Below are 25,072 nucleotides of genomic sequence, written 5' to 3'. Positions count from 1 at the left end.
GGACGCCGGTGCCGGCCCTCGGGCGGGCCGGCACCGGCTCGCTCACACGGTCAGCCGCGGGTCCTGGGCGATGGCGACAAGGGTGTCGAACGGCAGGACGGGAGCCGCCTGCTTCCCGGGGCCGCTGTCGGTCTGGCCACCCTGGTTGGCGGAGACGATGAAGATGGTGATGCCGTCCGGGCGGTCCACGATCACGTAGTTGTCGGCGATGCCGTTCTCGTGGATCTCCCGCCGCAGGACCTTCGCCCCGCCCGCCTCGGTGGTCTGCGTGCACGGGCCGGTCTCGCCCGTCGGCGAGCACGGGTTCATCGGGTTCCAGTCGGTGCTGCGCCGCCCGACGTTGAGCATCAGGTTGCCCTCGCCGGTGGGGCCCTTGAGATAGGCCGAGCCGTAGTAGCTGTCGTTGCCGCCGCTCTGGAACAGGTACTGCATCGCGAACGGCGGCCCGTCCTCGCCGGCCGACAGCGTGTAGCCGGGCGCCCTGTCCCGCACGACGTCCTTGACGGCCTGCGACAGGTGGCCGGCGGTGGCGCTCGCCTGGCCGGCCGGCGTCGATCCCCGGCCGCTCGGCACCGGGACGGGCGACGGCGACGCCGACGGCGACCGCGGCACCGGGCTCACGGACGGCTTGCCCACCGCGGCCGGCGCGTTGGTCACCGGGGACGATCCGCCGGCCGCGATGGCCACGCCGACCGCCACGGCCGCCACGCCGCTGCCGGCGCCGATGGCCGTCACCCGCCGTACCACCGCCCGGCGCCGCCCCCGGGCGATCAGCCGGTCGACGTCGATAGGCGACGCCGGCACCACTCCGATCGCCGCATCGAACTCTGTCCTCATCGTTGCACCCCTGACACGTTGGTGATGGCCGCACGCAACGTCTCCAGTGCGCGCGCGGTCTGGCTCTTGACGGTGCCGGTGGAGATGCCAAGCATCTCCGCGGTCTCCTCGACCGAGTGGTCGAGGTAGAAGCGCAGGACGATCACGGCGCGCCGCTTCTTCGGCAGCGCCCGCACCAGCGCCAGCAGGTCCCCGTGCTCACCGGCGGCGCCGCGGCCGGGCGCGGCGACGTCGGGCATCCGGTCCGTCGACACCTCCCGCCGCCAGGGCCGCCGCCGTTCGTCCAGGTAGGCGTTGACGAGCATCGCCCGCACGTACGCGTCGATGTTGTCCGCCTGCCCGGCCCGCCTCCACTTGTCGTACAACCGGGCCAGTGTCGTGGCCACCAGGTCGTCCGCGGTGTGCCAGTCGTGGCACAGCAGGTACGCGGTGCGCCGCAGGACGTCCATCCTGAGCGTGACGTACTCGCGGTACGCCACCTCGTCGCTTCGCTGCACGCCGATCCCTTCCCTTGCCTCTACAACGCGGGACGGAACGACGTGCCGATCAGGTTGCTTTCCGCGGCGCGCGGGCCGGTAGGCTCACTTCCGTGGACCGCGCTCGCCTCGCTGAGCTGCTCGAAACCCACGACGACAGGTTCGCCGCCGGCCGGCTCGCCGTGCTCGGCGGCGCCCGCTTCCGTATTGACGACGGCTCGACGCCGGCGCCGCGGCTGGCGTCGATCTACGCGAGGCGCGACCGGCACACCCGGTCGCGCGGTATGGCGACGCTCGGATTCGCGGCCGCGGTGGAGGCGCTGCGCGCGTACGGCGATCGGCCCGTGCGGCTCGGCGCGGTCGAGGTCGACGAGCCGCCGTACCACTTCCAGCTCTTCCTCGCCGCGGACCTGACCGCGGTGATCGCCTGCCTCGGCGTCGACCGGTCCGCGCCGGGCGCCTAGGAAGCCGGCGACGAGCGAAAGTACTCGCGGAGCCGGTCGGAGTACCGCCGCCGCTCCCCGGCCGGCGCGAAGTCGTCGGGCGGCCAGGTGAAGTACAGCTGGTCGTCGGTGTAGCGCGGGAAGACGTGCAGATGGTAGTGCCAGACGTGCTGGTGGCCGGCGGGCTCGTTGTGCTGGCGCAGCGAGGTGCCGTCGCAGCCGTAGGTCGCGCGGATGGCGATCGCCACGTCCCGGGCCAGGTCGTGGACCGCGTGGCCGTATTCGCGCGGCAGGTCGTACAGGTTCTCGTAGTGCGCGGTGGGCACGACCAGGACGTGGCCGTGGTTCTTCGGCCACCACCGCGGCGAGATGAACGCCATGGCCAGCTCGTCGCGCCGGACGATGTCGTGCTGCGCGCGGTGCTCGTCCGCGCCGCCCGCCGCCAGCCGGCACATCGGGCACACATAGCCGGCGGGCTCGTGGTTGAACATGAGGCCTGTATAACCCGCGGACTGCCGATCGGGAACTGTCGGCCTAAGGTTGGCGGGTGCGCGATCGACGCGGGTGGTTGGTGCTGGTGGCCGTGCTCGGGGTGGCCGGGTGTGCGGCGCCGGGGAGCGGGATCGGTGAGCGCGGGCCCGGGCGGGTCGGGGCCGACCCCTCGCCGAGCTGGTCGACCGGGCAGGCCGAGGTCGGCGCGGTCCGGCCCGGGCCCGGCGCCAACTCGGTGACGGTGCAGGTGCAGGCGCTCGCCGGGCGGGAGGACTGCTCGCGGGACGTGCGGGTGACGAACCTGGAGGAGGAGCGCGAGGTCATCTTCGCCAGCGTGGTGCAGGACTCGTACTGGTCCGGGATCGTCGGGGCGTGTCCGACCTCCACCACTGTCGAGGTGACGATCACGTCGCCGCGGCCGATCGGGCAGCGGCAGCTGACGATCAATCAACAGGCGTGGATGTTGCGCGATGGGCGGTACAACCGCTGCAGTGAGAATCTGGGGTGCGACCCGCCGGCGGACCGGTGCGATCCGACGTGGACGCAGGCGGCCGTGCGCGGGTTGGACGTGTCGCGGCACTCGACCGGGACGGTGGAGCATTGTGACGGCACCTGGCTCGTGATGACGGTGCCTGACGATCCGGCCGCCTGCGGGGCCGAGGCGCGGGCCGGGTGCACCGTCGACACGGCCGTGTGGCGGTACTTCCTGCACAGCGAGCCGGCCGGCTGGGTCGTCGTCGCCCGGACCGGCGCCGGCGGCTGCGACGATGTGCTGAAGGCGGCACCGGCGTTCCCCCGCCCGCTGTGCGCCGGCCTCCGGCCGACCGGCCGCTACGTCACGACCGCGCCGTCACGCTGAGTGCGGCGACAGCCGTGGGTACTGTCGTGCGGTGATACGAGAGGCATACCTCGCGTCGGCCGCGACCGCCGCCGCCCTCCTGCGCGACCCCGGGCTGGCCGAGCGCTGGACCGAGCCGAGCGCGCTGCCGGAGTTCACCACCGGCGGCCTGGCCCGGCACCTGGCCAACCAGGTCACGCAGACCGTCACGTACCTCGCCGCCGCGCCCGGCCCGGCGGCGATCCCGGTCCTGGAGCACTTCACCCGCAACGACTGGGTGACGACCGGCGCGGACAGCCCCGACAACGCCGACATCCGCCGGCGCAGCGAGCGGGCCGCGGCCTCGACGAGCGCCGCCGGCCTGGCCGACCTGGTCGACGCGGCGCTTGCCGCGCTGCGGGCCGCCGTGCCCGCCCAGCCGCGCGACCGGATCGTCGACCTCGGCGAGTGGGGCCTGACGCTCGAGGACTTCCTGCGCACCCGGATCGTCGAGCTCGTCGTGCACGCCGACGATCTCGCCGTCAGCCTCGGCCGCCCGACGCCGCCCGCCGACCCGGCCGCGGCGCAGGTCACGATCGAGCTGCTGACCCGGATCGCGGCCTGGCGGCACGGCCCGCTGAACGTGATCCGCGCCCTGGCCCGCCGCGAGCGGGCGCCGGACTCGATCTCGGCGTTCTAACCGCCTGCTCAGAGGTCCTGTCCGTCACCCCGGCGACCGTCGCCCGACGGCCCGGCCGTCCGAGTCGGCCCAGCGGACAGGACTTCCGGCAACGTGCTTCAGCGGCCGCGGTTCACCGGAAGTCCTCCGCGTGCGCCGCCGCCCACTCCGCGAACGTCCGGGTGGCCAGCTGCGGGGAGGTGGCGACGGGCGCACCGCCGGCGGCGGCCCACATGTGCAGGAGCCGGTCCGCGACGGCCTCCGGCAGGCTGCGGACCATCTCGGCCCGGGCCGCCGCGGGGGAGACCCGCTCGACCGTTATCGGCCGGTCCAGGGCGGCGGCGATCGCGGCGACCTGGTCGGCCTGGCTGAGCGACGCGGGGCCGTGCACGGTGTACGCGCGGCCGTCGTGCTCGCCGGTGACCAGGGCGGCGACGGCCAGCGCGGCCAGGTCGGCCTCGTGCACCGGCGCGGACTGCGCGTCCGGGTAGGCCAGGCGGACCGTGCTCTCGGCCCGGATCGACGGCGCCCACAGCCCGATCGTGTTGCTCGCGAACATGCCGCCGCGCACGAACGTCCAGGCCAGCCCCGAGCGCTCCAGCGCCTCCTCGACGGCGCGGTGCCGGCGGGCGATCGGGTTCTGCTCCGCGTCGGGGCGGGTGACGGCGGCCGAGGACAACAGGGCCACCCGCCGCACGCCCGCCGCCCGCGCCGCGGCGACGAACCCGTCGATCCCGGCCGGGTGGGCGTACAGGAACGCGGCGGTGGCGCCCTCGAGCGCGCCCGGCAGCGTCTCCGGCCGGTCCAGGTCGGCGATCACGGGTCCGCTGCGGCCGGTGGCCCGGACGGGCCGGCCGGCGTCCCGCAGCCCTGCGAGCACGTGCCGGCCGACCTGGCCGCGCGCGCCGAACACGACGACAGTCATGGCGCCAACGGTACCGGCCCCCGGGCGGGTCACCCGGGGGCCGGCGGCCCGGCTCAGCTGACCTGGACGGCCAGGTCGTCGAGGACGAACGAGGTCTGCAGCGACGAGTCCTCCGTGCCGGAGAACTTGAGCGCCACGGTCTGACCGGCGAAGGCGTTCAAACTGAAGGACTTCTGGGTGTACCCGCTCGCCTTGTTCAGATTCGACAGCGTGACGAGCGTCGTGGACCCGGCGGTGACCGTCAGCTTGTCGTACGCCGACGTCGTCGTGGTCTCGGCGGAGTCGACGTGGACCCAGAACGTCAGCGTCGCCGAGCAGCCGGCCGGGATGGTGACCGACTGGGAGATCGCCTCGGTGTGGGTCGAGCCGTAGCCGAGCAGCCAGGAGCTGTAGGTGCCGCCGTGCGCGGCCTGGCCGTCGGCCGCCCACTGGCCGATGGAGCCCGTGGTGCCGGTCCAGCCGGTGGTGCCGGACTCGAAGCCGCCGTTGGTGAGCTTCTGGCCGCTGCACGCCCCGCCGGTCGGTGTGGGCGAGGCGGGCGGGGTGCTGGTGGGCGGCGTGGTGGTGCCGCCGACCGAGGTGGCCCAGATCGTGTAGGCGACGCCGTCGGCCGCCCGGTTGAGGATGGTGGCGCTGATGTTGCTGCTCGTGTCGCAGGCCTGGTGGTAGCAGGAGTCGTAGGCGCTGTTCGCGGTGCCGCCCCACTTCGCCGCCTGGGCCGAGGTCTTCCGCGCGCTCGCCCCGGCCGCGTAGCCGGACGTCGGGATGCCGACCTGCTCGAACGAGTAGTCGTCGGAGCGGCCCGCGCCCTCGGTGTTCTCCTCGGGCTGCAGGCTCAGCGAGTCCCAGTACGCCTTCATCGGCGCGGCCGCGGTGGACGTGATGTGGTTGATGAAGTAGCCGCCGTTGGGCGAGCCCACCATGTCGAAGTTGTAGTACGCCTTGATCTGCGTGCGCTGGGTGCTGGTGAGCGCGCCCGCGTAGAACTTCGAGCCCTGCAGGCCCTGCTCCTCGCCGGCCCACCAGGCGAACCGCACGTGCCGGCTCATCGTCGGGTTCTGCTGGGCCAGCGCGAGCGCGTTCTCCAGCAGCGTCGCCGACCCGGAGCCGTTGTCGTTGATGCCGGGCCCGGCGGCCACGCTGTCGAGGTGCGCGCCGAACATGGTGACCTGGTCGGACGGCCCGCCCGGCCAGTCGGCGACGAGGTTGTTGGCCCGGTAGGTGCACGAGGTGCAGGTCTGCTCGGCGACGGTGTACCCGGCCGCCTGCAGCTTGCCCTTGATGTAGGCCACGGACGCGGTGTATCCGGCGGTGCCGCTGCGCCGCGTCCCGCCGTTGCTGGTGGCGATGCTGTTGAGCTGGGCCAGGTGGGCCTGCACGTTCGCGACGGCGATGTCGGGCGCCGCGGCGAGCGCGGGCGTGGCGCTCGACGCCGCGAACGCCGGCAGGGTCAGCCCGATGCCGGCGAGCAGGAGGGCGGCGGACGCGGTGAGCGTCAGCGCCGCGGTACGGGATCTCATGGGGGCGCTCCTCGATCGGAGGAAGAGGGTGGCGCGAGATTCGCACACCTCGATCTCCGCGACAAGCGCCCGAGGGCATGCCGAAGGGCAGTCGCGAGGGCATACCGCGACAGCCATACCGCGACCGCCGTTGTCGTCGGCCGTGACGTGGGCACAGGCCGATGGTCAGGCGCGGAGCCGGGTCAATACCTCCGCCACGGCGGTGGGGTCATGCAGCGGGGCGGGGCCGGAGCCCAGGGCGTACAGCGCGGTGCGGACCGCGGTGTCCGGGTCGGGGTAGAGGGCGGCGCGCAGGACGCTGGTGAACCAGCCGAACCGGTAGCCGCGCCGGCGTTCGGCGTCGGTCATCCGGCGCCGGCCGGCGTGGTCGTTGAGGGAGTTGCCCGCGGTGGTGGCGAGCCGGAGCCAGCCGCGCACGGCCCGGCCCAGGGGCGAGTCGAGCGGCACGCCGGGGAAGTGGCCGGACTCGGCGGCGGTCAGGACGTCGGCCAGGCCGGGGGTGTCGGCGACGCCGAGCAGGGCCGCGATCCGCCGGGCCTCGGCGACGGCGACGGCCCGCTTGGCCGCCGGGGTGGCGGCGTCGACCGCGGCGACCAGGGCGGCGCGGTGCGGCTCCCGGTCGGTGTGGTCGGCGCGGATGGTGCCGCCGGAGGGGCGGGCGGTGGTGAACCACGGCTCGATCTGGGCCGCGAGCATCGGGGCGGTCATCCGCTGCTGCGCCGGGAGTCCGCCGGCGATGCCGGCCGCGAGCAGCACGGCCCGCGCGACCGCCTCGTCCGGACTCGGGTCGTCCGGGCCGGCCGGCTCGAGTCCGGCCGCGCGGCGGCGGTCCAGCAGCCGGTCCGGGTCGGCGCCCCAGGTCCGCTGCGGCCACTCCGGGTCGAAGCCGGCGATCTCGGTGCCGTCCACGGCGTAGGCGAACCGGGGTGACGCGTAGTCGTGCCGGAGCGCGGCGACCGCCTCGGTGCCGGCCGACACCGCCTCCAGCAGCGAGCCGGTCCCCTCGAACCCGGACGGCTCGAGGACCACCGCCCACTCGCCGTGGCTGATCGCCCCGGCCATCGCCGGGTACCCCTCGGCGTACGACTCCCGCCGCTCCTCCATGGCCTCCAGGTCGAGCTCGGCGAACGTGTCCGGGTAGGCGCCGAAGCGCAGCAGCGCCTCGCGCGCGTCCACACCGCGGACGAATGTCAGACAGAAGATCTCCCCGAGCGCGTCACAGAGTGCGGACGCCTGCTCCAGCCCCGTGGTCATGGACGGCACCCTATCGAACTTAAAAGCTTCATCACCGGCCGCGAAAGTTTCAGTCGGCACCGGGCATCGTCGCCGGTTGCGGCGCTGTCCTGTTGACTTAAAGGTTTAAGTTCTTCATGTTCCCGGGTGCATCGCATCGATGCCTGCCTCAGAATCCGGGAGACCCGCATGAAGCAACGAAGAGCCGCGCTGGCGTTGTGCGCGGCGGGCGCGCTCGCCGCGGCCGGGGTGGCCGTCGTGACGCTGCCCGCGGCGGCCGCGAGCGCCGGCTGCTCGGTGACCTACCAGAACCTCAGCTCGTGGCAGTCGACGCCGACGTCCGGGGGGTTCACGACGAGCCTGGCCATCACCAACCTCGGCGACCCGATCAGCCACTGGACCCTGACCTTCACCCTGCCCAGCGGCCAGACCCGCACCAGCGGCTGGAACGCGACGTTCACCGGCACCACCGCCGTCACCGCCACCGACGCCGGCTGGAACGGCTCGATCGCCACCGGCGCCACCAACGCCTCCGTCGGCCTGCAGGGCGACTGGACCCGGTCGGCCTCCGGCACCACGGCGCCGAGCCCGTTCCCGCAGCCGTCGAACTTCGCCCTCAACGGCGTGGCCTGCACCGGCTCGACGACCAGCCCCAAACCCTCCAGCCCCGGCCCGAGCAGCCCCAAGCCGAGCAGCCCCGGCCCGAGCACCAGCACCAGCACGCCGCCGGCGAAGTCGGCGCCCGCGCTGCACGTCGCCGGCAACAAGATCGTGACGGCGGCGGGCACCCCGTACCGGTTCCTCGGCGTCAACCGCTCCAGCGGCGAGTTCGCCTGCATCCAGGGCAACGGCATGTGGGACGGGCCGGCCGACCAGGCGTCGATCGACGCGATGAAGACCTGGAACGTGCACGTGGTCCGGATTCCGCTCAACGAGGAGTGCTGGCTCGGCACCGCCAGCGTGCCCGCGAGCGGGACCAAGGGCGCCGCGTATCAGCAGGCGGTCAAGGACTACGTGAACCTCCTGGTCGCCTCCGGGATCACGCCGATCGTGGAGATGCACTGGAACTACGGCCAGTACAGCGGGGCCGGTGCGGGCTGCTCGGACGTCAAGGCGACCTGCCAGAAGCCGATGCCCGACGCGCAGTACGCCCCGACGTTCTGGACCCAGCTGGCCACGGCGTTCAAGGGCAACAACGCCGTCGTGTTCGACCTGTTCAACGAGCCGTACCCGGATGCCGCCAACAACTGGACCGACCCGACAGCCGCGTGGACCTGCCTGCGCGACGGCGGCACCTGCACCGGCATCGACTACCCGGTGGCCGGTATGCAGAGCCTCGTGAACGCGGTCCGCGGCACCGGTGCCACCAACGTCATCATGACCGCCGGGCTGACGTGGACCAACGACATGACGCAGTGGCTGCAGTACAAGCCGTCGGACCCGCTCAACAACCTCGCCGCCTCCTGGCACACGTACAACTTCAACGCCTGCGTGACCGCCTCGTGCTGGGACAGCCAGATCGCCCCGGTCGCCGCGCAGGTCCCGCTGGTCGCCACCGAGATCGGCCAGAACACCTGCGCCCACGACTACATCGACCAGGTCATGACCTGGGCCGACGCGCACGGCGTCGGCTACCTGGCGTGGACGTGGAACCCGTGGGGCGTCTGCGGCAGCGCCGGCAACGTGCTCATCACCGACTGGTCGGGCACCCCGACCGCCACGTTCGGCGAGGGCTACAAGGCCCACCTGCTCACCCAGAACCCCTGATCCCGCCGCCGGGGCCGCGGCACACCGCCGCGGCCCCGGCCCGGCCCGAGGAGCGATCCGTGCGGAAGGGGCGGCTACCGTATGCCGATGAACCCCGACGGGCGCCGGCCGACGATCGCCTCGATCGCGGCGCGGGCCGGGGTGTCGATCGGCGCGGTGTCCTACGCGCTGAACGGCCGGCCCGGCGTGTCACCGCAGACCCGCCGGCGCATCATCGACATCGCCAACGACCTCGGCTGGCGCCCGAGCGTGGCGGCCCGTTCGATGGTCGGATCGCGGGCGCACAGCGTCGGGCTGATCCTGGCCCGCCCGGCCGACACGCTCGGCGCCGAGCCGTTCTTCATGCGGTTCATCGCCGGCCTCGAGCGCGAGCTGTCGGCCCGGCGGATCGCGCTGCTGCTGCAGATCGTCGAGGACCACGCCGCCGCCATCGAGGCGATGCGCCTGTGGTGGGCCGAGCGCCGGGTCGACGGCATGGTCGTCACCGACCTGTGGGACCGCGACGAGCGGCTCGCGGTGATCGCCGAGCTCGGGCTGCCCGCGGTCGCGGCCGGCCGCGTCCCGGGTGGCGACCTGCCCTCGGTATCGACCGACGACGAGGCCGCGGTGGCCGCTGTCGTGGACTACCTGGTCGCGCTCGGGCACCGGCGCATCGCCCGGGTCGCGGGCCTGCCGGTGCTCAACCACACCCGGGTCCGCATCGCCGCGTTCACGGGCGCGATGCGCGAGCACGGCCTGCCCGCCCGGGACATCCTCACGACCGACTACACCTGGGAGGAGGGCGCCCGGGCCACCCGTACCCTGCTGTCGCGGCGCACCCGCCCGACCGCGATCATCTTCGACAACGACCTCATGGCCGTGGCCGCCCTCAACGTCGCCCAGGAGATGGGCGTCGCCGTCCCGGGCGAGCTGTCGATCGTGGCCGGCGACGACTCCCAGCTGTGCGCGCTCGTCCACCCGGCGCTCACCGCACTGGCCTGGGACATCCAGGCGTACGGCGCGCACACCGCCCGGGCCCTGCTCCAGCGCATCGACGACGGCCACGCACCGTCCCGGCGCGAGCAGCCCGCCACGCTCGTGGTCCGCGGCAGCACCGCCGCGCCGGTTAGGGTGGCCGGATGATCGTGGTGGCCATCCCCGGCACGCTGTGCTCGCCCGCCGTGTTCCGCCGGCTCTGCGCCCTGGCCGACGTCGAGGCCGTCTCCTGGATGACGGAGCCCGGCCCCTGGGACCTGGAGACGGTCGCCGACCGTCTGGCCGCCCGGTACGACGCCCCGGTGGCGCTGCTCGGCCACTCCACCGGGGGCGCCATAGCCCTCACTCTGACCGCCCGGCACCCCGGGTTGGTGGCCGCCCTGATGCTCGTCGACACCGGGGCCACCATGCACGGCCACGGCGACGTCGACACCGTCCTGACCGCCCTGGCCTCCGCGGCCCGGCCCCAGGTCCAGGCGGCGGTGCTCGACCGCTCCTTCGCCGCCCCGCTCGACCCGGCGTTTCGCGCGGAGCTGCTGGACTACGCGGCCGCGGTCCCGCCGGAGGCCGCGATCGAGGTGTTGCGCAGCCAGCGCGACACCGACCTGACCCCGTTCCTGGCCGGCATCGCCGTCCCCGTGACCGTCGTGCACGGCATCCACGACCCGGTCCGCAGCACGGACCAGGCCCGCGCGCTGGCCGCGGCAATCCCCGGCGCCCGCCTCCGCCTCCTCGACGCCGGCCACACCCCGGTCCACGAGGCCCCGGCCGAGGTCGCGGCCGAACTGCGGGCCCTGCTCGCCCGCGCGTGAGCAGCCCGCGACGTCATCCCGCGCAGCCGTCGGCGCCGCACCCGCAGCCGGCCGGCACGGCGCGCTGCGCGGCCCGGCGGCGGTGGAGCCACCAGGCGCCGAGGGCGACAGCGGCGAGGCCGGCGGCGCCGGCCAGGAGCGCCTGCTGCAGAAGTGCGGCGCCGGCCGCGGTGAGCACGCCGGCGGCGATGAGTGGCGGGAGCGCGCAGCAGACGGCGCAGGCCAGCGCGGCCAGGACGCCGCTGATCTTCGAGGTTCTCATGCGGCGGCACCCCGGGCCCGGCCGGTCAGCGCGTCGAGCACATCGGTGTATCGGGGCGGCACCTCGATGTCCAGGAGCAGGGCGCCCGGCGGGGCCGGTGTGACGGTGAACGTGAAGAACGAGCAGCACTGCGTCTCGCGGGCGGTCAGGTCGCGGACCGTGGCCTCCAGGCCGGGCGCGCCCGTCAGGTGCAGGCGGGCGTGGGCCGGGGTCACCCGCTCGACGTGGCGGACGGCCTCGGTGAACAGGGTGTCGAACTCGGCCCGGCGCAGGGGCCGTTCGGCGGTCGGGAGCGTGCATGCATCCGGTACACCAGCAGGCATCATGCTGTGACGGTAAGCCTGTTCCGGGGTACCGGATGCAAGCGACGACGGGGTCAGGCGCCGGGGTCGAAGGGGATGCCGGCGGGCTTGGAGGCGCTCAGCAGCGATTCGAACCGGCCGGCGCTGATCTTCTGCGTGGCCGAGCCGAAGTCGGCGGTCGTCATCGTGTCGCGCAGGGCGGTGCTCGGCCAGCCGTCCCAGCCGACGATCGGCGGGTAGCGCCAGGTGTGGTAGTGGTTCTCCGGCGGCTCGTCGTTGCTGTTGGCCAGCCGGAAGTAGTGGGTCGAGATGCCGTCCTTGTGGTAGACGGTCTTCGGGTGGGTGCCGTCGAAGCGGACCTGCGAGCGTGGGTAGGTCACCTGGCTGCTGTGCTGGGTGGTGGTGACGTACTCGACCTGGTTCGTCGCCTGGTTGACCCAGGAGATGACGTGCTCCCAGTCGTGGCGGTGCCCGCCGATGCTCAGGCCGGGGATGGCCTGGTCCTTCTCGAAGTAGCTGGCGTAGACGATCGCGCACCAGCCGTTGTTGCACTTCGAGCGGGAGTAGGTCTGAGTGCGGTCCAGGTCGGACTGGTCGCGGCAGTTGCCGTTGAGGGCGCCCGTCGGGTTGAGGCCCGGGTTCAGGGTGCCGGTCGGGCTGATCGCGGCCACCGCGTAGCAGCCGTCGGTGTCGTAGTCGTAGGCGGGGGAGAACGACTGCTCGTAGCCGTTCGCGTTCTGCGGCAGGTTCGGCAGGTTGTCGGCGAACGCGGCCGTCGCCGGCAGCAGGACCGCGAGCGCGGCCACCCCGGCCACCACCGCCCGGGTCATGCTGCGACGACGTACTGTGACGTGTTCCAACGCTGGCCTTTCATCGGGTCGGCAACTGCGATGAATATCGACGACCACGAGTATGGGGCGCGACCGCTGGGGTGTGAACATCCCATGTCCGGGTGGTGCCTTCACCGTGACGCCCCCGCCGTCGTCGCGGGGCTCCCGGCCGGCGGCGCGGTCAGGGCAGCGTCTGGCGGACCCGCCGGGCCGGGCTGAACGTGTAGAGGTCGAGGACGGCGGGCGGGTCGGCCAGGCCGGGGCCGCCGGCCCGGACCCAGGCGTCGATGTCGCCGGTGGCCTCGGCCTGGTTGACGAGCCCGAGCCAGACGGGCCGCCCACCCGCGCGGCGGCCGGCGGGGGAGGGCTGCACGACGATGACGTTGGCGTAGTCGCAGGCGTCGAGGCAGTCGCTGGTGCGGACCCGGGCGGCGCCGTCGAGCCGCCGGCGCAGCTGCGCGAGCTGGGCGGCGTGGTCCAGGCCCGGGATCTTCGGGGTGCCGCAGCAGCAGCCCCGGCAGACCGTCACGGTGCATGCGTCGGGGGCGGTGGCGGGGGTGTCGGCGCGGCGGTTCATGGCTCGCAGCAGCGTAGCCTGCGGCCCGGCGCGGTGGTCAGTGGCCCTGGTGGTATCGGTGGACCACGGCGTGGCCGCGGCCGCGGGCGATCATCAGGCGGTTCACCGGGGTCGTCAGCAGGAACGCGACGAGCAGCGAGAACGCCAGGGACAGCCAGAACAGCGCGCTGGTGAGGCCGGCGTCCATCGCGCCCGGCACGGCCACGACGACGAGGTTGTCCAGCAGCTCCATGACGGCGATCGACACCGTGTCGGCGGCGAGCGCGATGCCCAGTGCGGCGCGCAGCCCGACCCCGGCCCGCAGCACACCGCGCATGGTCAGGCCGTAGCCGAAGATGAAGGCCAGGACGATCGACAGCGCGACGGTCGCGGCGTTGTGCAGCCCCAGGCCGGTGCCGACGACCATGCCGAGGACCTCGCCGATGGCGCAGCCGGTGAGGCAGTGCAGCGTCGCCCGGGCCGCGGCCGCCCAGCTCGCCCCGCCGCCGTGATGGTGATGCTCGTGATGTTCCATCGTGAACCTCCCGGGAGCTCGATCGCTCGCCACTATACCCCCGGGGGGTAACTGCTCACTGTGGGCCGCGGCAAAGCCGGGCCGCCGCCGCGCGTTACCGGCCGCCGGTCATCGGGTATCACCTGCGGATGCGACCCACCACCGCGCTCGCCGCCGTGACCGCCCTGGCCGCGCTCGCCGGCTGCGGCAGCGCCACTGGCACTCCGGAGGCGGCGCTGCCGTCGTCCGGGCCCAGCAGCGCCGGCCCGGTCGAGCAGGCCACCGCCGGCCCCAGTGCCGCGGCGCCGCGGTCGGTGGCGCCCGCGCCGTCGTTCGGCGGGGCCGACGGGCCGATGCTGGCCGGGCGGCGGAAGGTCGTCATCCGCCCGGCCGAGGCCGGGGAGTCGATCCTCGCGGTCGACGGCAGCGGACGGCTCAACCTGACCGATGGTCCAAGTGCCAAGAGCCTCTTCGTGTTGGTACCGCAAGGAGCCCGCCACATGATCCGCACGGCGACGGCGGACGGGGCCTGTCTCGGGTTGAAGAACAACGGCAGCGCGCCGCTCACCGTCGCCGCCACCGCGTGTGACCCGGGGCGCGACGGGCAGCTGTTCACCATCAAGCCGCCGTCCGGCGGTGACCCGGCGACATACGTGATAAGCGTCGGCGGTGCGTTCCTGCAGTCCTCGAAGGCCAACGGGCTGATCGCCGAGGAGGCCGGTGACGCGGGTGCGGTCACCGCGTTCGTGCTCGTCGACAACGGGCCGGCCGCCTGAGCCGCAGGGCGCGCCGCCGGCCATGGCGGCGGCCTCGGCCCCGGCCCGGCTGGGCGCCGCGGGCTCGTTCGCCCGCCGATTTGGTGGCAGTATCAATCCTTGTCAATGGAGCCCGCCAGCCCGGACAGGGAGTTCGCCATGGTCATCGATCGCCGCACGCTGCTGGCCGCCGGAGCCGGTACCGCCGCCGCCTTGGCAGTGCCCGGAGTCGCCGCCGCCGGGGGCCGCCCGCCGTCGGCTGTGCGCTTCGAGCTCGACGCCGTGACCCTCGACGGTGGTGAGCAGGTCACCGCGGTCACGCTCGACACCGGGCGGCTCGGGCCGATCGCGCCGGGCAGCCTGACGCCGGCGACGTTCACCGTCCACGCCAAGGCCACCAGCCCGATCCCGATCGCCCCCGGTGACCAGATCTTCAGCGAGTACGACCTCGACCGGCCCGTGACCGCGGCCCGCCTCGACCGGCGCGGGAACATCGTGCTGGAGCTGAGCACGGCCGAGGGGCAGGTCGGCGGGGGCACGCTCGGCTACATCGCGAGCCGGGAGCGCAACGTCCGGCTCGACCTGGTGTACACGATCACGCAGCACGCGCCGCTGCGGCTGCGCGACGGCCGGGCCGTGACCATCGAGCGGTTCGAGCAGGGGCGCCTGGTGAATCCCGAGGTGGACGCGTTCGGCTACCACCGGTCGGGCTCGGGGATGCGGTACCGGCTCTACTCGCCGCCCGGCTCGGCCCGCGGCGCCCGCCATCCGCTGATCGTCTGGCTGCACGGCGGCGGCGAGGGGGCGTCGCTGCCGGACGGCTACTACGACAACGAGACCACGCTGCGGGCCAACCGCGGCGCGCTGGGCTTCGCGACCCCGCAGGCCCAGCGCATCTTCTCCGGCGCCTACGTCGTGGCCCCGCAGAGCACCTCGTACTGGCTGGAGGACGGCGACCGCTTCGCCCCGCAGATCGACGAGATCGTCAGGGACCTGGCCCGCCGCCTGCCCGTCGACCGGCGCCGCATCTACGTGGCCGGGTGCAGCAACGGCGGATACATGGCGCTGAAGATGACAGCCGTCTACGGCGGTGCGTTCGCGGCGTCGGTGCCGATCTGCGGCGTGGTCACCGACGTCGTCACCGACGACGAGCTGCGGCGGATCAGCACCCCGACCTGGCTCGTCGCGTCCCGCGACGACGACACCGTGCCCCCGCAGGCCAACACCGTGCACGCGCACGATCTGATCCCGGGGGCGCTGCTCTCGCTGTACGACCACGTGATCTGGAACGGTCACCAGTTCCCGGGCCACTGGTCGTGGATCTATGTCGCCCGCAACGACCCGAGCGTCGGGCCGCTGCACGTCTGGCAGTGGATGGCCGCACAGCAGCGCCGGTGACCGGGGAGCCCAGCCCGGTCACCGGCGCTGCGGCTCACCGGCGCAGGGTCAGCAGGCCCGGGCGGTACGGCAGCAGGCCGTAGTCGCCGCCGGAGCTCGGGGAGCGGCCCTGGTAGAGCAGCTGCAGGTTGCAGGGGTCGATGGTCTTGGTCTGGTCCGGGTTGGTCCGGACCAGGTCACCGTGGCTGATGTCGTTGGTCCAGGTCGCGCCGCTGTTGGCCTTGCCCGCGAACGGGTTGGACTCGCTGGCCGCCTGCGGGGTCCAGGACCCGCTCAGGCTGGAGGACGTGAACGAGCGGAAGTAGCGGCCCTGGCTGCCGATCGCCTCGACGATCATCAGGTACTGGTTCTGGCCCTGGACCTTGTAGACCTCGACGGCCTCGAAGAGGTTGTTCGTCGAGTCGCTCATGACCTGGGTGTAGCTGGAGCCGAAGCTGCCGGGGAAGTTCCCGATCGGCATGCTGGCCCGGTAGATCTTGCCGTTGTCACCGGCGAAGAACAGGTACATGTTCTGACCGTCACCGATCAGCGTCTGGTCGATCGGCCCGGTCCCGGAGCCGGAGATGCTGCCCGTGAACAGCGTCTGCTGCGCCGACCACCCGTTGGCGTTGGACGGGTCACTGGACGTGCGGTACGAGAACGCCGTCCCACCCCACTGATACGTCAGCACCCAGATGTTCTTCGGCGCAAAGTAGAACAACGTCGGCGCCACCGTGCTGAAGTTCATCTTGTTCTGGCTCGCCGAACCCATCGCCGACCAGTCGCTGAAGAGGCCGAAGCTCATCGACCCCCACGACGAGCCCGAATCGTGGGTCGTGGCGTAGACCAGGTGCTTGCCGTTGTAGACGACGTTGGTGAAGTCCTTCAGCGACACCCACCCGTTCTGCGGTGACGCGAGCGCGCCCGTCGACGTCCAGCGGTAGGTGGACGGCAGCGTGCAGGAGCCCCCGGTCGGCGACGGCGTGCTCGAGGTGGGCGGCGACGAGGGCGGCACGGACGACGGCGGCGGCGTGGTCCCGCCGGTCGAGCCCGTCTGGCCGGTGCATGTCGTGCCGTTGAGGGCGAAGCTCGCGGGGACCGGGTTCGCGCCGCTCGCGGCCCCGTTGAAGCCGAGCGTGGCGGTGCCGTTCGTCGGGATGCTCCCGTTGTAGCTCGCGTTGGTGACCGTGACGTCGGCGCCGGACTGCGCGACGGTCCCGCCCCACAGCTGCGTGACCGTCTGGCCCGACCCGAACGACCAGGTGAGCCGCCAGCCGTTGATGGCCTCGCCGAAGTTGGTGACCGTGACGTTCGCGGTGAACCCGCCGGGCCACGAGCTGGCCACGGCATAGTCGACGCGGCAGCCGGCCGCCGCCTGGGCCGGGGCCGCGGTGAGCACCGCGGCTCCCCAGGCCACGGCGAGACCCGCGGTGCAGGCGGCGGCCAGCACCCGGGTGCGTGGAAGCGGCATCAGATCCTCCATGGTGCGAGTAGGACGGATTCGGCGAGTGTTAGCGCTCACTTTTCAAGCGTCAACGGCCCTGATTTCGTACCGCCGCCACGCCCGCTGCCGAGCCGCTGAGCCCACCGCGAACCGGCGTCCTGAGCTGCTCAGACGATGAAAAGTGTTATGCCGCAGCCGGCGCCCGAGTCGCGCTGGAAAGTTACATCGGCGCCGCTAGACTCGGCGGATGACCCGGACCGACAGGGCTTCCCGCGTCATCGCGGCCCCGCCCGACCGCGTGTTCGCGGCGCTCGTCGACCCCGCGGCGCTGACGACCTGGCTGCCGCCCGGCGACATGAGCGGCCGGTTCGAGCGGTTCGACGCGCGCCCGGGCGGGTCCTACCGGCTCGTGCTGACCTACGCCGACCCCGCGACGGCCCGCGGCAAGACGACCGCCGACTCCGACGTCGTCGAGGCCCGGTACGTCGACATCGTCCCCGGCGTCCGGGTCGTGCAGGCCGTCGACTTCGTCTCCGACGACCCGGCGCAGGCCGGCACCATGACGATGACGTGGGAGGTCGCGGCGGTCGCCGGCGGCACCCGGGTGGAGTTCCGCGCCGACGACGTCCCGCCCGGGATCTCCGCCGCCGACCACGCCACCGGCCTGCACTCCTCGCTGGCCAACCTCGCCGCGCTCCTGGAGACCTGACCGGGCCCGGCCTCCCGGGCGGTGCCGGCGATCGCGCAGGGCCGTGACGGCCGGCGCATCGAGGCCGCGTTCGAAACCGTCCGGGCCCGCATCCCGCAGGCCGCGCCGAGGCGCCCGCCGTGGCGCAAAGGGACCGGCCCCGCGCCGCGGTGCGGGCGGGGCCGGTCGTCGTGCTCAGGCGGACGCGCAGCTCACCGACGACGGCGCGGTGCCGCTGGCGGTGAAGCCGTACGTGGTCGAGGCGCTCGCGGCCAGGTTGCCGTTGTACGTCTCGTTGCGGACCGTCACCGGCGAGGTCGCGGTGACCCGGCCGTTCCACAGGGAGCTGATCGAGGCGCTGCCGCCCGACCAGGTGGTGCTCCAGCCGGTCAGCGCGGCCGTGCCGGAGTTGCGGACGGTGACCTCACCCTGGAAGCCGCCCGACCAGCTGCTGATGGTGCGGTAGGTCGCGGTGCACGCGGCAGTGCCGCCTCCGCCTCCGCCTCCGCCACCGCCGCCTCCGCCGCCGCCACCGCCACCGCCGCCACCGTTGACGGTCGCGGAGAACGCGGTGACGGCGAGGCCCTGGCCGCCGATCCACGGCTCGAAGCCGGCCTGGATGCTCGTCAGGTACCACGCCGTGGTGGCCTTGCCGCGGGAGATGACGTCGTTGATGAACGCCTTGACGTCGAAGCTCCAGCTGGAGATGGGCGACGGCGCGACGTAGGAGATCACGTCGTTACCGCCGTTGTTGCCCTGCCAGACCTCCCACGAGCGGCCCGCGATCGAGGTGGTGCCGACCCGGCTGCCGACCGGCTGGATGGAGCCCTGCCGGTTGAACCAGATCATGATCTCGGTCGCGTTCACGCCGTCTTTCTTCGCCGTGGGGTCGAGCCAGATGTCGTACGCGGCGTCGTACGTGGCCCCGCTGACGAAGTTGTAGCTGATGCTCGTCTGGGCGGAGCTGATCGCGCTGATCTGCATCGGCAGGTTGGTGCCCGGCGAGCAGTTCGTGTAGTGGCATCCGACGTAGATGGCGGGGTAGGACGCCGGCGCGCCGTTCGTGGGCTTGTTCGCGTTGATCTGCGAGATCGAGAACCCACTGCCGGTGACGTTGATGCACTGGGTGGCGCTGTTGCCCCAGTTGTTGTTCATGACCACGTACTTCCCGCCGATCGTGGTGGACCCGTAGGTCTCACAGATCTGCGTGTCCGCACTGGCCGGTGACGCGGGCCCGAGTACCGCGGCCAGACCTCCGACGAGCAGGCCGGCAGCGGCAACCGCGCGCAGCGTTTTGCCCATGTGTTGCCTCCTTCCCTGGCGGAGCAAGCGGGAGCGCTCCGTCCACGCGGACGCTAGGCAACCCGGCGCCCATCGGCGAGACGGCGGCCGAACATTCACCGTTGTCGCTGCTCAGGGCACTTGACCGGTAATGAAACGTACACGCTGTACGGAGTCGCGCCGGTCCGGGCCAGGGTGCGGCCGGGCGGGCGCGGGCGGCGCGCCACCCCGGGCGGCCCGCCGGCGGCGCAGCGGGTTCAATTGCCGGATGACGATCGAGATCCGGCCCATCGAGCGGGCCGAGGTGCGGTCCTATCTGCAGGTGCTGCCGTACGTGAACGGGCTGCCGCACTGGGAGCCGGCGCCGGCCGCCTGGCACGGCGGCCCCGAGGCGTGGCCGCAGCCCCCGGCTCCGGCCACCGATGCGCAGCTCGACGCGTTCGCGGAGCGGGTGTTCGGGGGCGGGTTCTTCCCGCAGGCGGCGTTCGTGGACGGTCGGCTCGTCGGCGGGTCGGCCATGCTGGCCATGGACATCACGGTGCCCGGGCCGCTGGCGGTGCCGATGGGCGGGGTGACGGCGACGGCGGTGGTGGCCACGCATCGGCGGCGGGGGCTGCTGCGCGGCATGATGCAGGCGATGTTCGACGCCGCGCTCGCCCGCGGTGAGGCCCTGGCCGGGCTCAGCGCGAGTGAGGGCGGGATCTACGGGCGCTACGGGTTCGGGCCGGCGACCCGGCGGACCCGGTGGGAGATCGAGCGGGCCGAGGCCGCGTTCGCCGACCCCGCGCCGGCCGGTGGTGACCTCGAGCTCGTCGGCGCGGCCGTCGCCCGGGCGGCCTGGCCGCAGGTGCACGCGCTGGTGCGCCGGGAGCGGGTCGGGGAGCTGAGCCCGCAGCCGGGGCGCTGGGACCGGCTCAGCGACGAGTCGTCCGGGACCGCGGGGCCGATGCGCTACCTCGTGCACCGCACCGGCGGCGCCGTGGACGGCATCGCGCAGTTCCGGCTGCCGTGGTCGAGCACCGTCGAGCACACCGGGACGCTCGTGGTCGAGGCGCTCGAGGCCGCCTCCCCGGATGCGTACCGGGCGCTGTGGGGGCTGCTGCTCGACTTCGACCTGACCCGGCGGGTGGTGGCGCCGGCCCGGCCGGTCGACGAGCCGCTGCGGTGGATGCTGCGCAGTCCGCGGGCCATGCGGGTCACGCGGCAGTCGGACAGTCTGTGGCTGCGCATCCTGGACCTGGCGGCGGCGATCGGCTCCCGGCAGTACACCGGCGAAACGGGTTTGACGATCGAGGTCCCGCCGGACCCGATGTGCCCGGGCAACGCGGGGGTGTGGCGGCTCGACCTCGGGCCGTCGGGCGGGTCGTGCGTGCGCACCGGCGCCGCGCCCGAGGTGACGATCGGCATCCAGGCGCTCGGGTCGCTGTTCCTCGGCGGGCACTCGGCGGCGCTGCTGGCGGCGGCCGGGCTGATCCGGGAGCACCGGGCGGGGGCGGTCGCGGCGCTCGGGCGGGCGCTGCGCCACGACCCGGAGCCGTTCAACGCCTTCGTCTTCTGAGCCGATGGGTGCCACGGAGTACGTCGACCGCGTCGACGACCGCGACCGGGTCATCGGGGCCGTCCCGCGGGCCGAGGCCCTCCGCCACGGCTGGCTGCACCGCATCGCGGCGACCGTGTGCCGGGACCCCGGCGGGCGGATCCTGGTGTACCGCCGGCCGGGCGATGCGGCCCGCTACCCGGACCACCACGACGTGATGTTCGGCGGGGCGGTGGGCGCGGGCGAGAGCTACGCCGGCGCGGCCGCCCGCGAACTGCACGAGGAGCTGGGCGTGCGCGCCGCGGTGCGGCCCGTGGTGCGGTTCCTGTGCCACGGGGTGCTGGGCTCGTACTGGCTCGCCGTCCACGAGACCACGCTCACCGGCCCGATCGACCCCGACCCGCGCGAGGTCGCCTGGCACGGCTGGGTGGCCGTGCCGGACCTTCCCGCGCTCGTCGGGCAGCGGCGGTTCATCCCCGACGGTCAGCAGGCGTTCCGGCGATACGCGCTCGTCAGCGCGGGCGGCGCATGAGGTAGCGGGCGGCGCTGTTGCCCCGGCCGCCCTCCTCGACGACAGGCGTCCACCCGTCGGCGCCGAGCGTGTTCAGCGCCTCGGCGAGCTTGCGGTGGCCGTAGAGCGGGTCCCGCACCGCCGCCTCCGGGTCGTGCACGCCGGCGACGACGGCGTCGGTGGCCGTGATCAGCATCCAGACGTTGCGCTTCTGCGCACCGTCGGTGCTGAACGTCCAGGTGACGCCGCTGTCGCTGCTGCGCTGCGAGAAGAACCGGAGGAACCCGAACTCGTAGGCGGCCATGCGCCCGATGGTAGGACCTCGGGTCACGACGATCCGGTCGGCGCCCGGGGCCGGCGATTCCTTTCGCGGTCGCGCCGGTCTACACCGGGTATGGACGACATCTACTCGCTGGACAGCTTCTACCGCCGCAGCAACGCCCTGGGCCGGCTCGACCCGCCGCTGACCCTCGAGCAGCGGCGGGCCGTCGACTCGCACTGGGGGGACGTGACGGCCGAGCCCGGCGGCGTCGACTACCGGGAGCGCGAGCTCGGCGGCGTGCCGGTGCTCTGGGCCGAGCCGATCGCCGCGGCCGCCGACCGGGTCCTGCTGTGCCTGCACGGCGGCGGGTACGTCGGCGGCTCGATCTACACCCACCGCAAGCTCTACGCCCACCTGGCCAAGGCGGTCGGCGCCCGCGCGGTGCTCCCGGCCTATTCGCACACCCCCGAGCGGCAGTACCCGACCCAGCTCGACGAGGTCACCGCCGTCTACCGGGCGCTGCTCGCCGGGGCCCGCCCCGAGCACATCGCGGTCACCGGCGACTCGGCCGGCGGCGGCCTGAGCCTGTCGCTGATGCTGCGGGCCCGTGCTCAGGGGCTGCCGTACGCGGCCGCGCTGGCGCCGATCTCGCCGTGGACGGACATGACCCAGGGCGGGCCGTCCATCCGGACCAACCGGCCGACCGACCTGCTCTTCGGCGGCGAGCAGGAGATGGACATCGACGGCCTGGTCCGGATGCTGCTGCCGCCCACCGTGTCCCCGGCCGACCCGATGGTGAGCCCGCTGTTCGCCGACCTGACCGGGCTCCCGCCGATGTACATCCAGGTCGGCGGCGGCGAGATGCTCCTCGACGACGCCGTCCGCCTGGAACAGGCCGCCCGCAAGCACGGCGTGGAGGCCGAGCTGGACATCGAGCCGGGGGAGCAGCACACGTTCCAGATGGGCGCCGGGCACAGCGGGGTGGCGGACGCCGCAATCGCTCGCGTCGCCGCCTGGCTGCGCCCCAAGCTGGGACTGTGACCGACCAGGACGCCTTCACCCGCCGGACCGAGCCCTTCCGGCGCGAGCTGCTCGGGCACTGCTACCGGATGCTCGGCTCGCCGGAGGAGGCCGAGGATCTGGTGCAGGAGACGTACCTGCGGGCCTGGCGGGCCTACGGGGGGTTCGAGGAGCGGGCGTCGATCCGCGTGTGGCTGTTCCGCATCGCCACCAACGCCTGCCTCAACGCGCTGGAGGGCCGGGCCCGCCGCCCGCTCCCGTCCGGCCTCGGCGCCCCCGCGGACGACCCGTACGCCCCGCCCGGCGACGCGGACTGGGAGGTCCCCTGGCTGCGCCCGATCTCCGACGCGCTCGTCACCCCGCCGTCCGCGGACCCGGCCGAGGTGGTCGCGGTCCGGGCGAGTCTGCGCCTGGCGCTCGTCGCGGGGCTGCAGTATCTGCCGCCCCGGCAGCGGGCGGTGCTGATCCTGCGCCAGGTCCTGGGCTTCCCGGCGGCGGAGGTGGCGCAGATGCTCGGCGTCACCGTCCCCGGGGTGAAGAGCCTGCTGCAGCGGGCCCGGGCGCGCCTCGACGAGGTGGCGCCGTCGGAGGACGGCACCGGCCTGGCCGAACCGGACGATCCGGCCGCGCGGGCGCTGCTGGAGCAGTACATCGCCGCCTTCGAACGCAGCGACGTCGCCATCCTCGAACGCGCCCTGCGCACCGACGCCTCCCTGGAGCTGCTGCCGTCGCGCACCTGGTTCGCCGGGAAGAGGACCTGCATCCCGTACCTGGCCCAGGTCCTCGGCGGGCCCGGCGACTGGCACCTGGCGCCCACCCGGATGAACGGTCAGCCGGCGGCCTACGTGCGATACCGCGGGCAGCCCTTCGGCGTCGCGGTCCTGAGCATCACCGCGACGGGCATCCGCCGGATCGTGGCGTTCGGCCTCCCCGGCCTCGTCAGCGGGTGAAGGCCGGCGTGGCCGCGCCGTACTCGGGTGGGAGCCGCGGCCAGGCCAGGGGTTGGCCGTCGAGGCGCCCGGGCGGGCCGATCCCGGTCCAGCCGTTGCCGAGCTCGACGCGGTAGGCGTCCGGGTCGGGGGTCCGGGTCGCCGCGCCCGGACCGTGGTCCAGGAGCCAGCGGGCGGTGCGGGCGAGCGAGACGGACACGTGGGCGCCCCCGCCCCGCGCGAGGGCGGTGAGGACCCCGGCGGCGAGCAGGTATCCGGTGGCGTGGTCGAGCAGCTGGTAGGGCAGTGCGCCGGGCCGCCGGCCGTCGGGGCTGCTCGCCCACCCGATGCCGGTCGCCACCTGGACGAGGCTGTCGAACCCTCGCCGGGCGCCCCATTCGCCGGTGGTACCCCACGCCGAGAGCGTCGCCACCACCTTGCCCGGCCACCGCTCGGGCTCCAGTCCCAGGCGGTGCATCGCCCCGGGCCGATACCCGGTCACGATGACATCGGCCGCGGCGGCCAGCCCCTGCAACGTCGCCAGCCCGTCCGCAGTGCCGGCGTCCAGCAGCGTGCTCGCCTTGCCGATGACGCCGTCCACCGTGTGCAGCGGCAGCTCCGGCCGGTTCGGGTCGTCGACCCGCAGCACGTCGGCCCCGAGCGCGGCGAGCATCCGCGTCCCGACCGGCCCGGCGATGACCCGGGTCAGGTCGAGCACCCGCAGCCCCGACGCCGGCAGCGGACCCGGCGGCGGCAGCGCCTGCCCGTGGCCCGCCGGCTCGATCGCGATCAACGGCCCGTCCGTGAAGGCCCACCCGCCCGGGCGCCGGGCGGCGACGGCCAGTCCACCGGCCGCGTAGACCAGCCGCTCCACCTCCAGGGCCGGCCGCGCCCCGATCGCCGCCTCGAGCCCGGCCTCGGGGCCGAGCGCCGCGATGAGCGCGGCCCGGTGCCACGGATAGTTCGCGTGGGTGCGCACCCAGCCGTCGGCCGCCCGCCACAGCCGCGACAGCGCCGCGAAGCCGCCGATGCCGTTGCCGTGGGCATCGCGCAGCAGCGCCTCGCCGCGCACGGCCGCGTGCACGTGCCCGGCGTCGACCTCGACCACCGGCCGCCGCCCGGTGCGCACCTCGGCCAGGTCCGCCGCCGCGTCGAGGCACGCGGTCACGGCCGCGACCGCGCACTCGTCGACCGCCGGCGACGTCACGGCCGGGCCGCTTCGGCGGAGGCGGCCACCGCGGGGCCGGCGATGGAGGCGGGGCCGGCGGTCGAGGCGGCCACGGCGGCCAGGTCGGCGGCGGACCGCGCCAGGGTGGCGTGGAAGTCGGCGGACTCGTCGGCCAGGCAGCGCTGGCCCGTCAACCGCAGGACCGCCAACGCCAGATCGGTCGCCAGCCGGGCGGTCTGGGCGTCGATGCCGCGGTCCACCAGCGCGGTGGTGAGGGCCTCGGCGAGCGCGGCCAGCTTGATGAGCTCGCGCTCCCGCAGGGGCGGGTTGGCGGCGATGACGGCCGTGCGGACCAGCAGGAACTCGCGGGGGCGGATGACCTGCGGGACGGTGGCCAGGGCGGCCAGCAGCGTCGGCAGGGCGGCGGTGCCGGGCGGGACGGCGGCGACCGCCCGCACCAGGTGGGACTCGAGGTCGGTGCGGCCGCCGAAGAGGACCTCACGCTTGTCGGCGAACCATCGGTAGAACGAGCGCTCGGTGAGGCCCGCGCGCTGGGCGATCTGCGCGACTGTCGTGCGGTCGTAGCCCTGCTCCTGGAACAGCTCCAGCGCGGCCCGTTCGAGCCGGCCCTGGGTGTCGCCCTCCCACCGTGCCATGCCG

The 25,072-nt window shown here is 73.8% G+C and carries 29 protein-coding genes; 13 read left to right on the top strand and 16 right to left on the bottom strand.

Annotated features, from left to right (window positions below):
• Nucleotides 1-42: 42 nt before the first annotated feature.
• Both Dvina_RS29440 and Dvina_RS29435 read right to left on the bottom strand, forming a co-directional pair.
• The gene (locus Dvina_RS29440) at nt 43-837 is read right to left on the bottom strand and encodes a hypothetical protein (protein ID WP_223092580.1); all 795 of its coding nucleotides are present in this window, start codon (nt 835-837) and stop codon (nt 43-45) included.
• Nucleotides 834-1,334 carry a SigE family RNA polymerase sigma factor gene (locus tag Dvina_RS29435; RefSeq protein ID WP_223092579.1) on the bottom strand — a complete coding sequence of 167 codons (501 nt, stop codon included), beginning with the start codon at nt 1,332-1,334 and terminating at the stop codon, nt 834-836. The genes Dvina_RS29440 and Dvina_RS29435 overlap by 4 nt, the downstream gene beginning before the upstream one ends.
• A gap of 92 nt (nt 1,335-1,426) precedes the next feature.
• On the opposite strand from Dvina_RS29435, the gene Dvina_RS29430 reads away from it, so the two are divergent.
• Nucleotides 1,427-1,777, top strand: a complete 351-nt coding sequence (locus Dvina_RS29430; RefSeq protein ID WP_223092578.1) for a hypothetical protein — start codon at nt 1,427-1,429, stop codon at nt 1,775-1,777.
• Here the strand turns inward: Dvina_RS29430 and Dvina_RS29425 are convergent.
• Nucleotides 1,774-2,247, bottom strand: a complete 474-nt coding sequence (locus Dvina_RS29425) for an HIT family protein (protein ID WP_223092577.1) — start codon at nt 2,245-2,247, stop codon at nt 1,774-1,776. The two genes, Dvina_RS29430 and Dvina_RS29425, sit on opposite strands and share 4 nt — an antisense overlap.
• Before the next feature lie 56 nt (nt 2,248-2,303).
• Here Dvina_RS29425 and Dvina_RS29420 point away from each other — a divergent pair, with 56 nt between their 5' ends.
• Both Dvina_RS29420 and Dvina_RS29415 read left to right on the top strand, forming a co-directional pair.
• Entirely contained in the window at nt 2,304-3,107 is an 804-nt protein-coding gene (locus Dvina_RS29420; RefSeq protein ID WP_223092576.1) for a hypothetical protein, read from the top strand.
• Nucleotides 3,108-3,138: 31 nt separating this feature from the next.
• Nucleotides 3,139-3,765, top strand: coding sequence for a maleylpyruvate isomerase N-terminal domain-containing protein (locus Dvina_RS29415; protein WP_223092575.1), 627 nt, complete (start codon nt 3,139-3,141; stop codon nt 3,763-3,765).
• Nucleotides 3,766-3,877: 112 nt separating this feature from the next.
• Here the strand turns inward: Dvina_RS29415 and Dvina_RS29410 are convergent, their stop codons facing one another.
• The 3 genes from Dvina_RS29410 to Dvina_RS29400 all read right to left on the bottom strand — a co-directional run bounded on the left by Dvina_RS29410 (nt 3,878) and on the right by Dvina_RS29400 (nt 7,443).
• Complete coding sequence (locus Dvina_RS29410; protein ID WP_223092574.1) at nt 3,878-4,669, bottom strand: SDR family oxidoreductase; 792 nt, start codon at nt 4,667-4,669, stop codon at nt 3,878-3,880.
• 53 nt (nt 4,670-4,722) lie between these two features.
• Nucleotides 4,723-6,189 (bottom strand): M28 family metallopeptidase, encoded by a 1,467-nt coding sequence (locus tag Dvina_RS29405; protein WP_223092573.1) that lies wholly within the window; start codon nt 6,187-6,189, stop codon nt 4,723-4,725.
• A 165-nt stretch (nt 6,190-6,354) separates the two neighbouring features.
• Nucleotides 6,355-7,443, bottom strand: coding sequence for a DUF6461 domain-containing protein (locus tag Dvina_RS29400; RefSeq protein WP_223092572.1), 1,089 nt, complete (start codon nt 7,441-7,443; stop codon nt 6,355-6,357).
• Between the two features lie 168 nt (nt 7,444-7,611).
• Between Dvina_RS29400 and Dvina_RS29395 the strand changes: the two genes are divergently transcribed.
• The 3 genes from Dvina_RS29395 to Dvina_RS29385 all read left to right on the top strand — a co-directional run bounded on the left by Dvina_RS29395 (nt 7,612) and on the right by Dvina_RS29385 (nt 10,976).
• Nucleotides 7,612-9,189 carry a cellulase family glycosylhydrolase gene (locus Dvina_RS29395; RefSeq protein WP_223092571.1) on the top strand — a complete coding sequence of 526 codons (1,578 nt, stop codon included), beginning with the start codon at nt 7,612-7,614 and terminating at the stop codon, nt 9,187-9,189.
• An 81-nt stretch (nt 9,190-9,270) separates the two neighbouring features.
• Nucleotides 9,271-10,311 carry a LacI family DNA-binding transcriptional regulator gene (locus Dvina_RS29390; RefSeq protein ID WP_223092570.1) on the top strand — a complete coding sequence of 347 codons (1,041 nt, stop codon included), beginning with the start codon at nt 9,271-9,273 and terminating at the stop codon, nt 10,309-10,311.
• On the top strand, nt 10,308-10,976 hold the full coding sequence (locus Dvina_RS29385; RefSeq protein WP_223092569.1) for an alpha/beta fold hydrolase: 669 nt from the start codon (nt 10,308-10,310) through the stop codon (nt 10,974-10,976). Before Dvina_RS29390 ends, Dvina_RS29385 begins: the two co-directional genes overlap by 4 nt.
• 13 nt (nt 10,977-10,989) lie before the next feature.
• Here Dvina_RS29385 and Dvina_RS29380 read toward each other — a convergent pair whose 3' ends face one another.
• The 5 genes from Dvina_RS29380 to Dvina_RS29360 form a co-directional block, all read right to left on the bottom strand.
• Nucleotides 10,990-11,238 carry a hypothetical protein gene (locus Dvina_RS29380; RefSeq protein WP_223092568.1) on the bottom strand — a complete coding sequence of 83 codons (249 nt, stop codon included), beginning with the start codon at nt 11,236-11,238 and terminating at the stop codon, nt 10,990-10,992.
• Nucleotides 11,235-11,564: a hypothetical protein gene (locus Dvina_RS29375; protein ID WP_246655395.1), complete on the bottom strand. Its 330-nt coding sequence runs from the start codon at nt 11,562-11,564 to the stop codon at nt 11,235-11,237. The genes Dvina_RS29380 and Dvina_RS29375 overlap by 4 nt, the downstream gene beginning before the upstream one ends.
• A gap of 50 nt (nt 11,565-11,614) precedes the next feature.
• Entirely contained in the window at nt 11,615-12,370 is a 756-nt protein-coding gene (locus Dvina_RS29370; RefSeq protein WP_223092567.1) for an NPP1 family protein, read from the bottom strand.
• A gap of 181 nt (nt 12,371-12,551) precedes the next feature.
• The gene (locus Dvina_RS29365) at nt 12,552-12,947 is read right to left on the bottom strand and encodes a (2Fe-2S) ferredoxin domain-containing protein (RefSeq protein ID WP_246655394.1); all 396 of its coding nucleotides are present in this window, start codon (nt 12,945-12,947) and stop codon (nt 12,552-12,554) included.
• A 37-nt stretch (nt 12,948-12,984) separates the two neighbouring features.
• Nucleotides 12,985-13,461: a DUF4396 domain-containing protein gene (locus Dvina_RS29360; protein ID WP_223092566.1), complete on the bottom strand. Its 477-nt coding sequence runs from the start codon at nt 13,459-13,461 to the stop codon at nt 12,985-12,987.
• Between the two features lie 128 nt (nt 13,462-13,589).
• Here Dvina_RS29360 and Dvina_RS29355 point away from each other — a divergent pair, with 128 nt between their 5' ends.
• Together Dvina_RS29355 and Dvina_RS29350 are read left to right on the top strand one after the other, a co-directional pair.
• Complete coding sequence (locus Dvina_RS29355; protein ID WP_223092565.1) at nt 13,590-14,216, top strand: hypothetical protein; 627 nt, start codon at nt 13,590-13,592, stop codon at nt 14,214-14,216.
• 138 nt (nt 14,217-14,354) lie between these two features.
• Nucleotides 14,355-15,593 carry a prolyl oligopeptidase family serine peptidase gene (locus tag Dvina_RS29350; protein ID WP_223092564.1) on the top strand — a complete coding sequence of 413 codons (1,239 nt, stop codon included), beginning with the start codon at nt 14,355-14,357 and terminating at the stop codon, nt 15,591-15,593.
• A gap of 34 nt (nt 15,594-15,627) precedes the next feature.
• Here the strand turns inward: Dvina_RS29350 and Dvina_RS29345 are convergent, their stop codons facing one another.
• Nucleotides 15,628-17,043 carry a non-reducing end alpha-L-arabinofuranosidase family hydrolase gene (locus tag Dvina_RS29345; RefSeq protein ID WP_223092563.1) on the bottom strand — a complete coding sequence of 472 codons (1,416 nt, stop codon included), beginning with the start codon at nt 17,041-17,043 and terminating at the stop codon, nt 15,628-15,630.
• A 220-nt stretch (nt 17,044-17,263) separates the two neighbouring features.
• Here Dvina_RS29345 and Dvina_RS29340 point away from each other — a divergent pair, with 220 nt between their 5' ends.
• Entirely contained in the window at nt 17,264-17,725 is a 462-nt protein-coding gene (locus Dvina_RS29340; protein WP_223092562.1) for an SRPBCC family protein, read from the top strand.
• Between the two features lie 174 nt (nt 17,726-17,899).
• Here Dvina_RS29340 and Dvina_RS29335 read toward each other — a convergent pair whose 3' ends face one another.
• Entirely contained in the window at nt 17,900-19,006 is a 1,107-nt protein-coding gene (locus Dvina_RS29335) for a GH12 family glycosyl hydrolase domain-containing protein (protein WP_223092561.1), read from the bottom strand.
• A gap of 247 nt (nt 19,007-19,253) precedes the next feature.
• Between Dvina_RS29335 and Dvina_RS29330 the strand changes: the two genes are divergently transcribed.
• Together Dvina_RS29330 and Dvina_RS29325 are read left to right on the top strand one after the other, a co-directional pair.
• Complete coding sequence (locus Dvina_RS29330; protein ID WP_223092560.1) at nt 19,254-20,543, top strand: GNAT family N-acetyltransferase; 1,290 nt, start codon at nt 19,254-19,256, stop codon at nt 20,541-20,543.
• 4 nt (nt 20,544-20,547) lie between these two features.
• The gene (locus tag Dvina_RS29325; RefSeq protein WP_223092559.1) at nt 20,548-21,054 is read left to right on the top strand and encodes an NUDIX hydrolase; all 507 of its coding nucleotides are present in this window, start codon (nt 20,548-20,550) and stop codon (nt 21,052-21,054) included.
• Here Dvina_RS29325 and Dvina_RS29320 read toward each other — a convergent pair.
• A complete protein-coding gene (locus tag Dvina_RS29320) occupies nt 21,035-21,337 on the bottom strand; it encodes a hypothetical protein (protein ID WP_223092558.1) in 303 nt (100 codons plus the stop codon). The two genes, Dvina_RS29325 and Dvina_RS29320, sit on opposite strands and share 20 nt — an antisense overlap.
• 90 nt (nt 21,338-21,427) lie before the next feature.
• On the opposite strand from Dvina_RS29320, the gene Dvina_RS29315 reads away from it, so the two are divergent.
• Both Dvina_RS29315 and Dvina_RS29310 read left to right on the top strand, forming a co-directional pair.
• On the top strand, nt 21,428-22,336 hold the full coding sequence (locus tag Dvina_RS29315; RefSeq protein ID WP_223092557.1) for an alpha/beta hydrolase: 909 nt from the start codon (nt 21,428-21,430) through the stop codon (nt 22,334-22,336).
• Complete coding sequence (locus Dvina_RS29310; protein ID WP_246655393.1) at nt 22,333-23,265, top strand: RNA polymerase subunit sigma-70; 933 nt, start codon at nt 22,333-22,335, stop codon at nt 23,263-23,265. Before Dvina_RS29315 ends, Dvina_RS29310 begins: the two co-directional genes overlap by 4 nt.
• On the opposite strand, the gene Dvina_RS29305 is transcribed toward Dvina_RS29310, so the two are convergent.
• Nucleotides 23,255-24,451, bottom strand: coding sequence for a CoA transferase (locus tag Dvina_RS29305; protein ID WP_223092556.1), 1,197 nt, complete (start codon nt 24,449-24,451; stop codon nt 23,255-23,257). The two genes, Dvina_RS29310 and Dvina_RS29305, sit on opposite strands and share 11 nt — an antisense overlap.
• Complete coding sequence (locus Dvina_RS29300; protein WP_223092555.1) at nt 24,448-25,068, bottom strand: TetR/AcrR family transcriptional regulator; 621 nt, start codon at nt 25,066-25,068, stop codon at nt 24,448-24,450. Before Dvina_RS29300 ends, Dvina_RS29305 begins: the two co-directional genes overlap by 4 nt.
• Nucleotides 25,069-25,072 lie beyond the last annotated feature (4 nt).

Origin of the sequence: Dactylosporangium vinaceum (genome assembly GCF_019904175.1) — a bacterium.
Taxonomy (GTDB): Bacteria; Actinomycetota; Actinomycetes; order Mycobacteriales; family Micromonosporaceae; genus Dactylosporangium; species Dactylosporangium vinaceum.
Note: the sequence above shows the minus strand (reverse complement) of the source record. Positions and strands in the feature narration are given on the sequence as shown.

Bases quoted from the DNA above. Each gene is read 5' to 3' on its own strand.
- Dvina_RS29440 (WP_223092580.1), bottom strand. From the start codon at position 837: ATGAGGACAGAGTTCGATGCGGCGATCGGAGTGGTGCCGGCGTCGCCT.
- Dvina_RS29425 (WP_223092577.1), bottom strand. From the start codon at position 2,247: ATGTTCAACCACGAGCCCGCCGGCTATGTGTGCCCGATGTGCCGGCTG.
- Dvina_RS29410 (WP_223092574.1), bottom strand. From the start codon at position 4,669: ATGACTGTCGTCGTGTTCGGCGCGCGCGGCCAGGTCGGCCGGCACGTG.
- Dvina_RS29405 (WP_223092573.1), bottom strand. From the start codon at position 6,189: ATGAGATCCCGTACCGCGGCGCTGACGCTCACCGCGTCCGCCGCCCTC.
- Dvina_RS29400 (WP_223092572.1), bottom strand. From the start codon at position 7,443: ATGACCACGGGGCTGGAGCAGGCGTCCGCACTCTGTGACGCGCTCGGG.
- Dvina_RS29395 (WP_223092571.1), top strand. From the start codon at position 7,612: ATGAAGCAACGAAGAGCCGCGCTGGCGTTGTGCGCGGCGGGCGCGCTC.
- Dvina_RS29390 (WP_223092570.1), top strand. From the start codon at position 9,271: ATGCCGATGAACCCCGACGGGCGCCGGCCGACGATCGCCTCGATCGCG.
- Dvina_RS29385 (WP_223092569.1), top strand. From the start codon at position 10,308: ATGATCGTGGTGGCCATCCCCGGCACGCTGTGCTCGCCCGCCGTGTTC.
- Dvina_RS29380 (WP_223092568.1), bottom strand. From the start codon at position 11,238: ATGAGAACCTCGAAGATCAGCGGCGTCCTGGCCGCGCTGGCCTGCGCC.
- Dvina_RS29375 (WP_246655395.1), bottom strand. From the start codon at position 11,564: ATGATGCCTGCTGGTGTACCGGATGCATGCACGCTCCCGACCGCCGAA.
- Dvina_RS29370 (WP_223092567.1), bottom strand. From the start codon at position 12,370: ATGACCCGGGCGGTGGTGGCCGGGGTGGCCGCGCTCGCGGTCCTGCTG.
- Dvina_RS29365 (WP_246655394.1), bottom strand. From the start codon at position 12,947: ATGAACCGCCGCGCCGACACCCCCGCCACCGCCCCCGACGCATGCACC.
- Dvina_RS29360 (WP_223092566.1), bottom strand. From the start codon at position 13,461: ATGGAACATCACGAGCATCACCATCACGGCGGCGGGGCGAGCTGGGCG.
- Dvina_RS29355 (WP_223092565.1), top strand. From the start codon at position 13,590: ATGCGACCCACCACCGCGCTCGCCGCCGTGACCGCCCTGGCCGCGCTC.
- Dvina_RS29350 (WP_223092564.1), top strand. From the start codon at position 14,355: ATGGTCATCGATCGCCGCACGCTGCTGGCCGCCGGAGCCGGTACCGCC.
- Dvina_RS29345 (WP_223092563.1), bottom strand. From the start codon at position 17,043: ATGCCGCTTCCACGCACCCGGGTGCTGGCCGCCGCCTGCACCGCGGGT.
- Dvina_RS29340 (WP_223092562.1), top strand. From the start codon at position 17,264: ATGACCCGGACCGACAGGGCTTCCCGCGTCATCGCGGCCCCGCCCGAC.
- Dvina_RS29335 (WP_223092561.1), bottom strand. From the start codon at position 19,006: ATGGGCAAAACGCTGCGCGCGGTTGCCGCTGCCGGCCTGCTCGTCGGA.
- Dvina_RS29330 (WP_223092560.1), top strand. From the start codon at position 19,254: ATGACGATCGAGATCCGGCCCATCGAGCGGGCCGAGGTGCGGTCCTAT.
- Dvina_RS29325 (WP_223092559.1), top strand. From the start codon at position 20,548: ATGGGTGCCACGGAGTACGTCGACCGCGTCGACGACCGCGACCGGGTC.
- Dvina_RS29320 (WP_223092558.1), bottom strand. From the start codon at position 21,337: ATGGCCGCCTACGAGTTCGGGTTCCTCCGGTTCTTCTCGCAGCGCAGC.
- Dvina_RS29315 (WP_223092557.1), top strand. From the start codon at position 21,428: ATGGACGACATCTACTCGCTGGACAGCTTCTACCGCCGCAGCAACGCC.
- Dvina_RS29300 (WP_223092555.1), bottom strand. From the start codon at position 25,068: ATGGCACGGTGGGAGGGCGACACCCAGGGCCGGCTCGAACGGGCCGCG.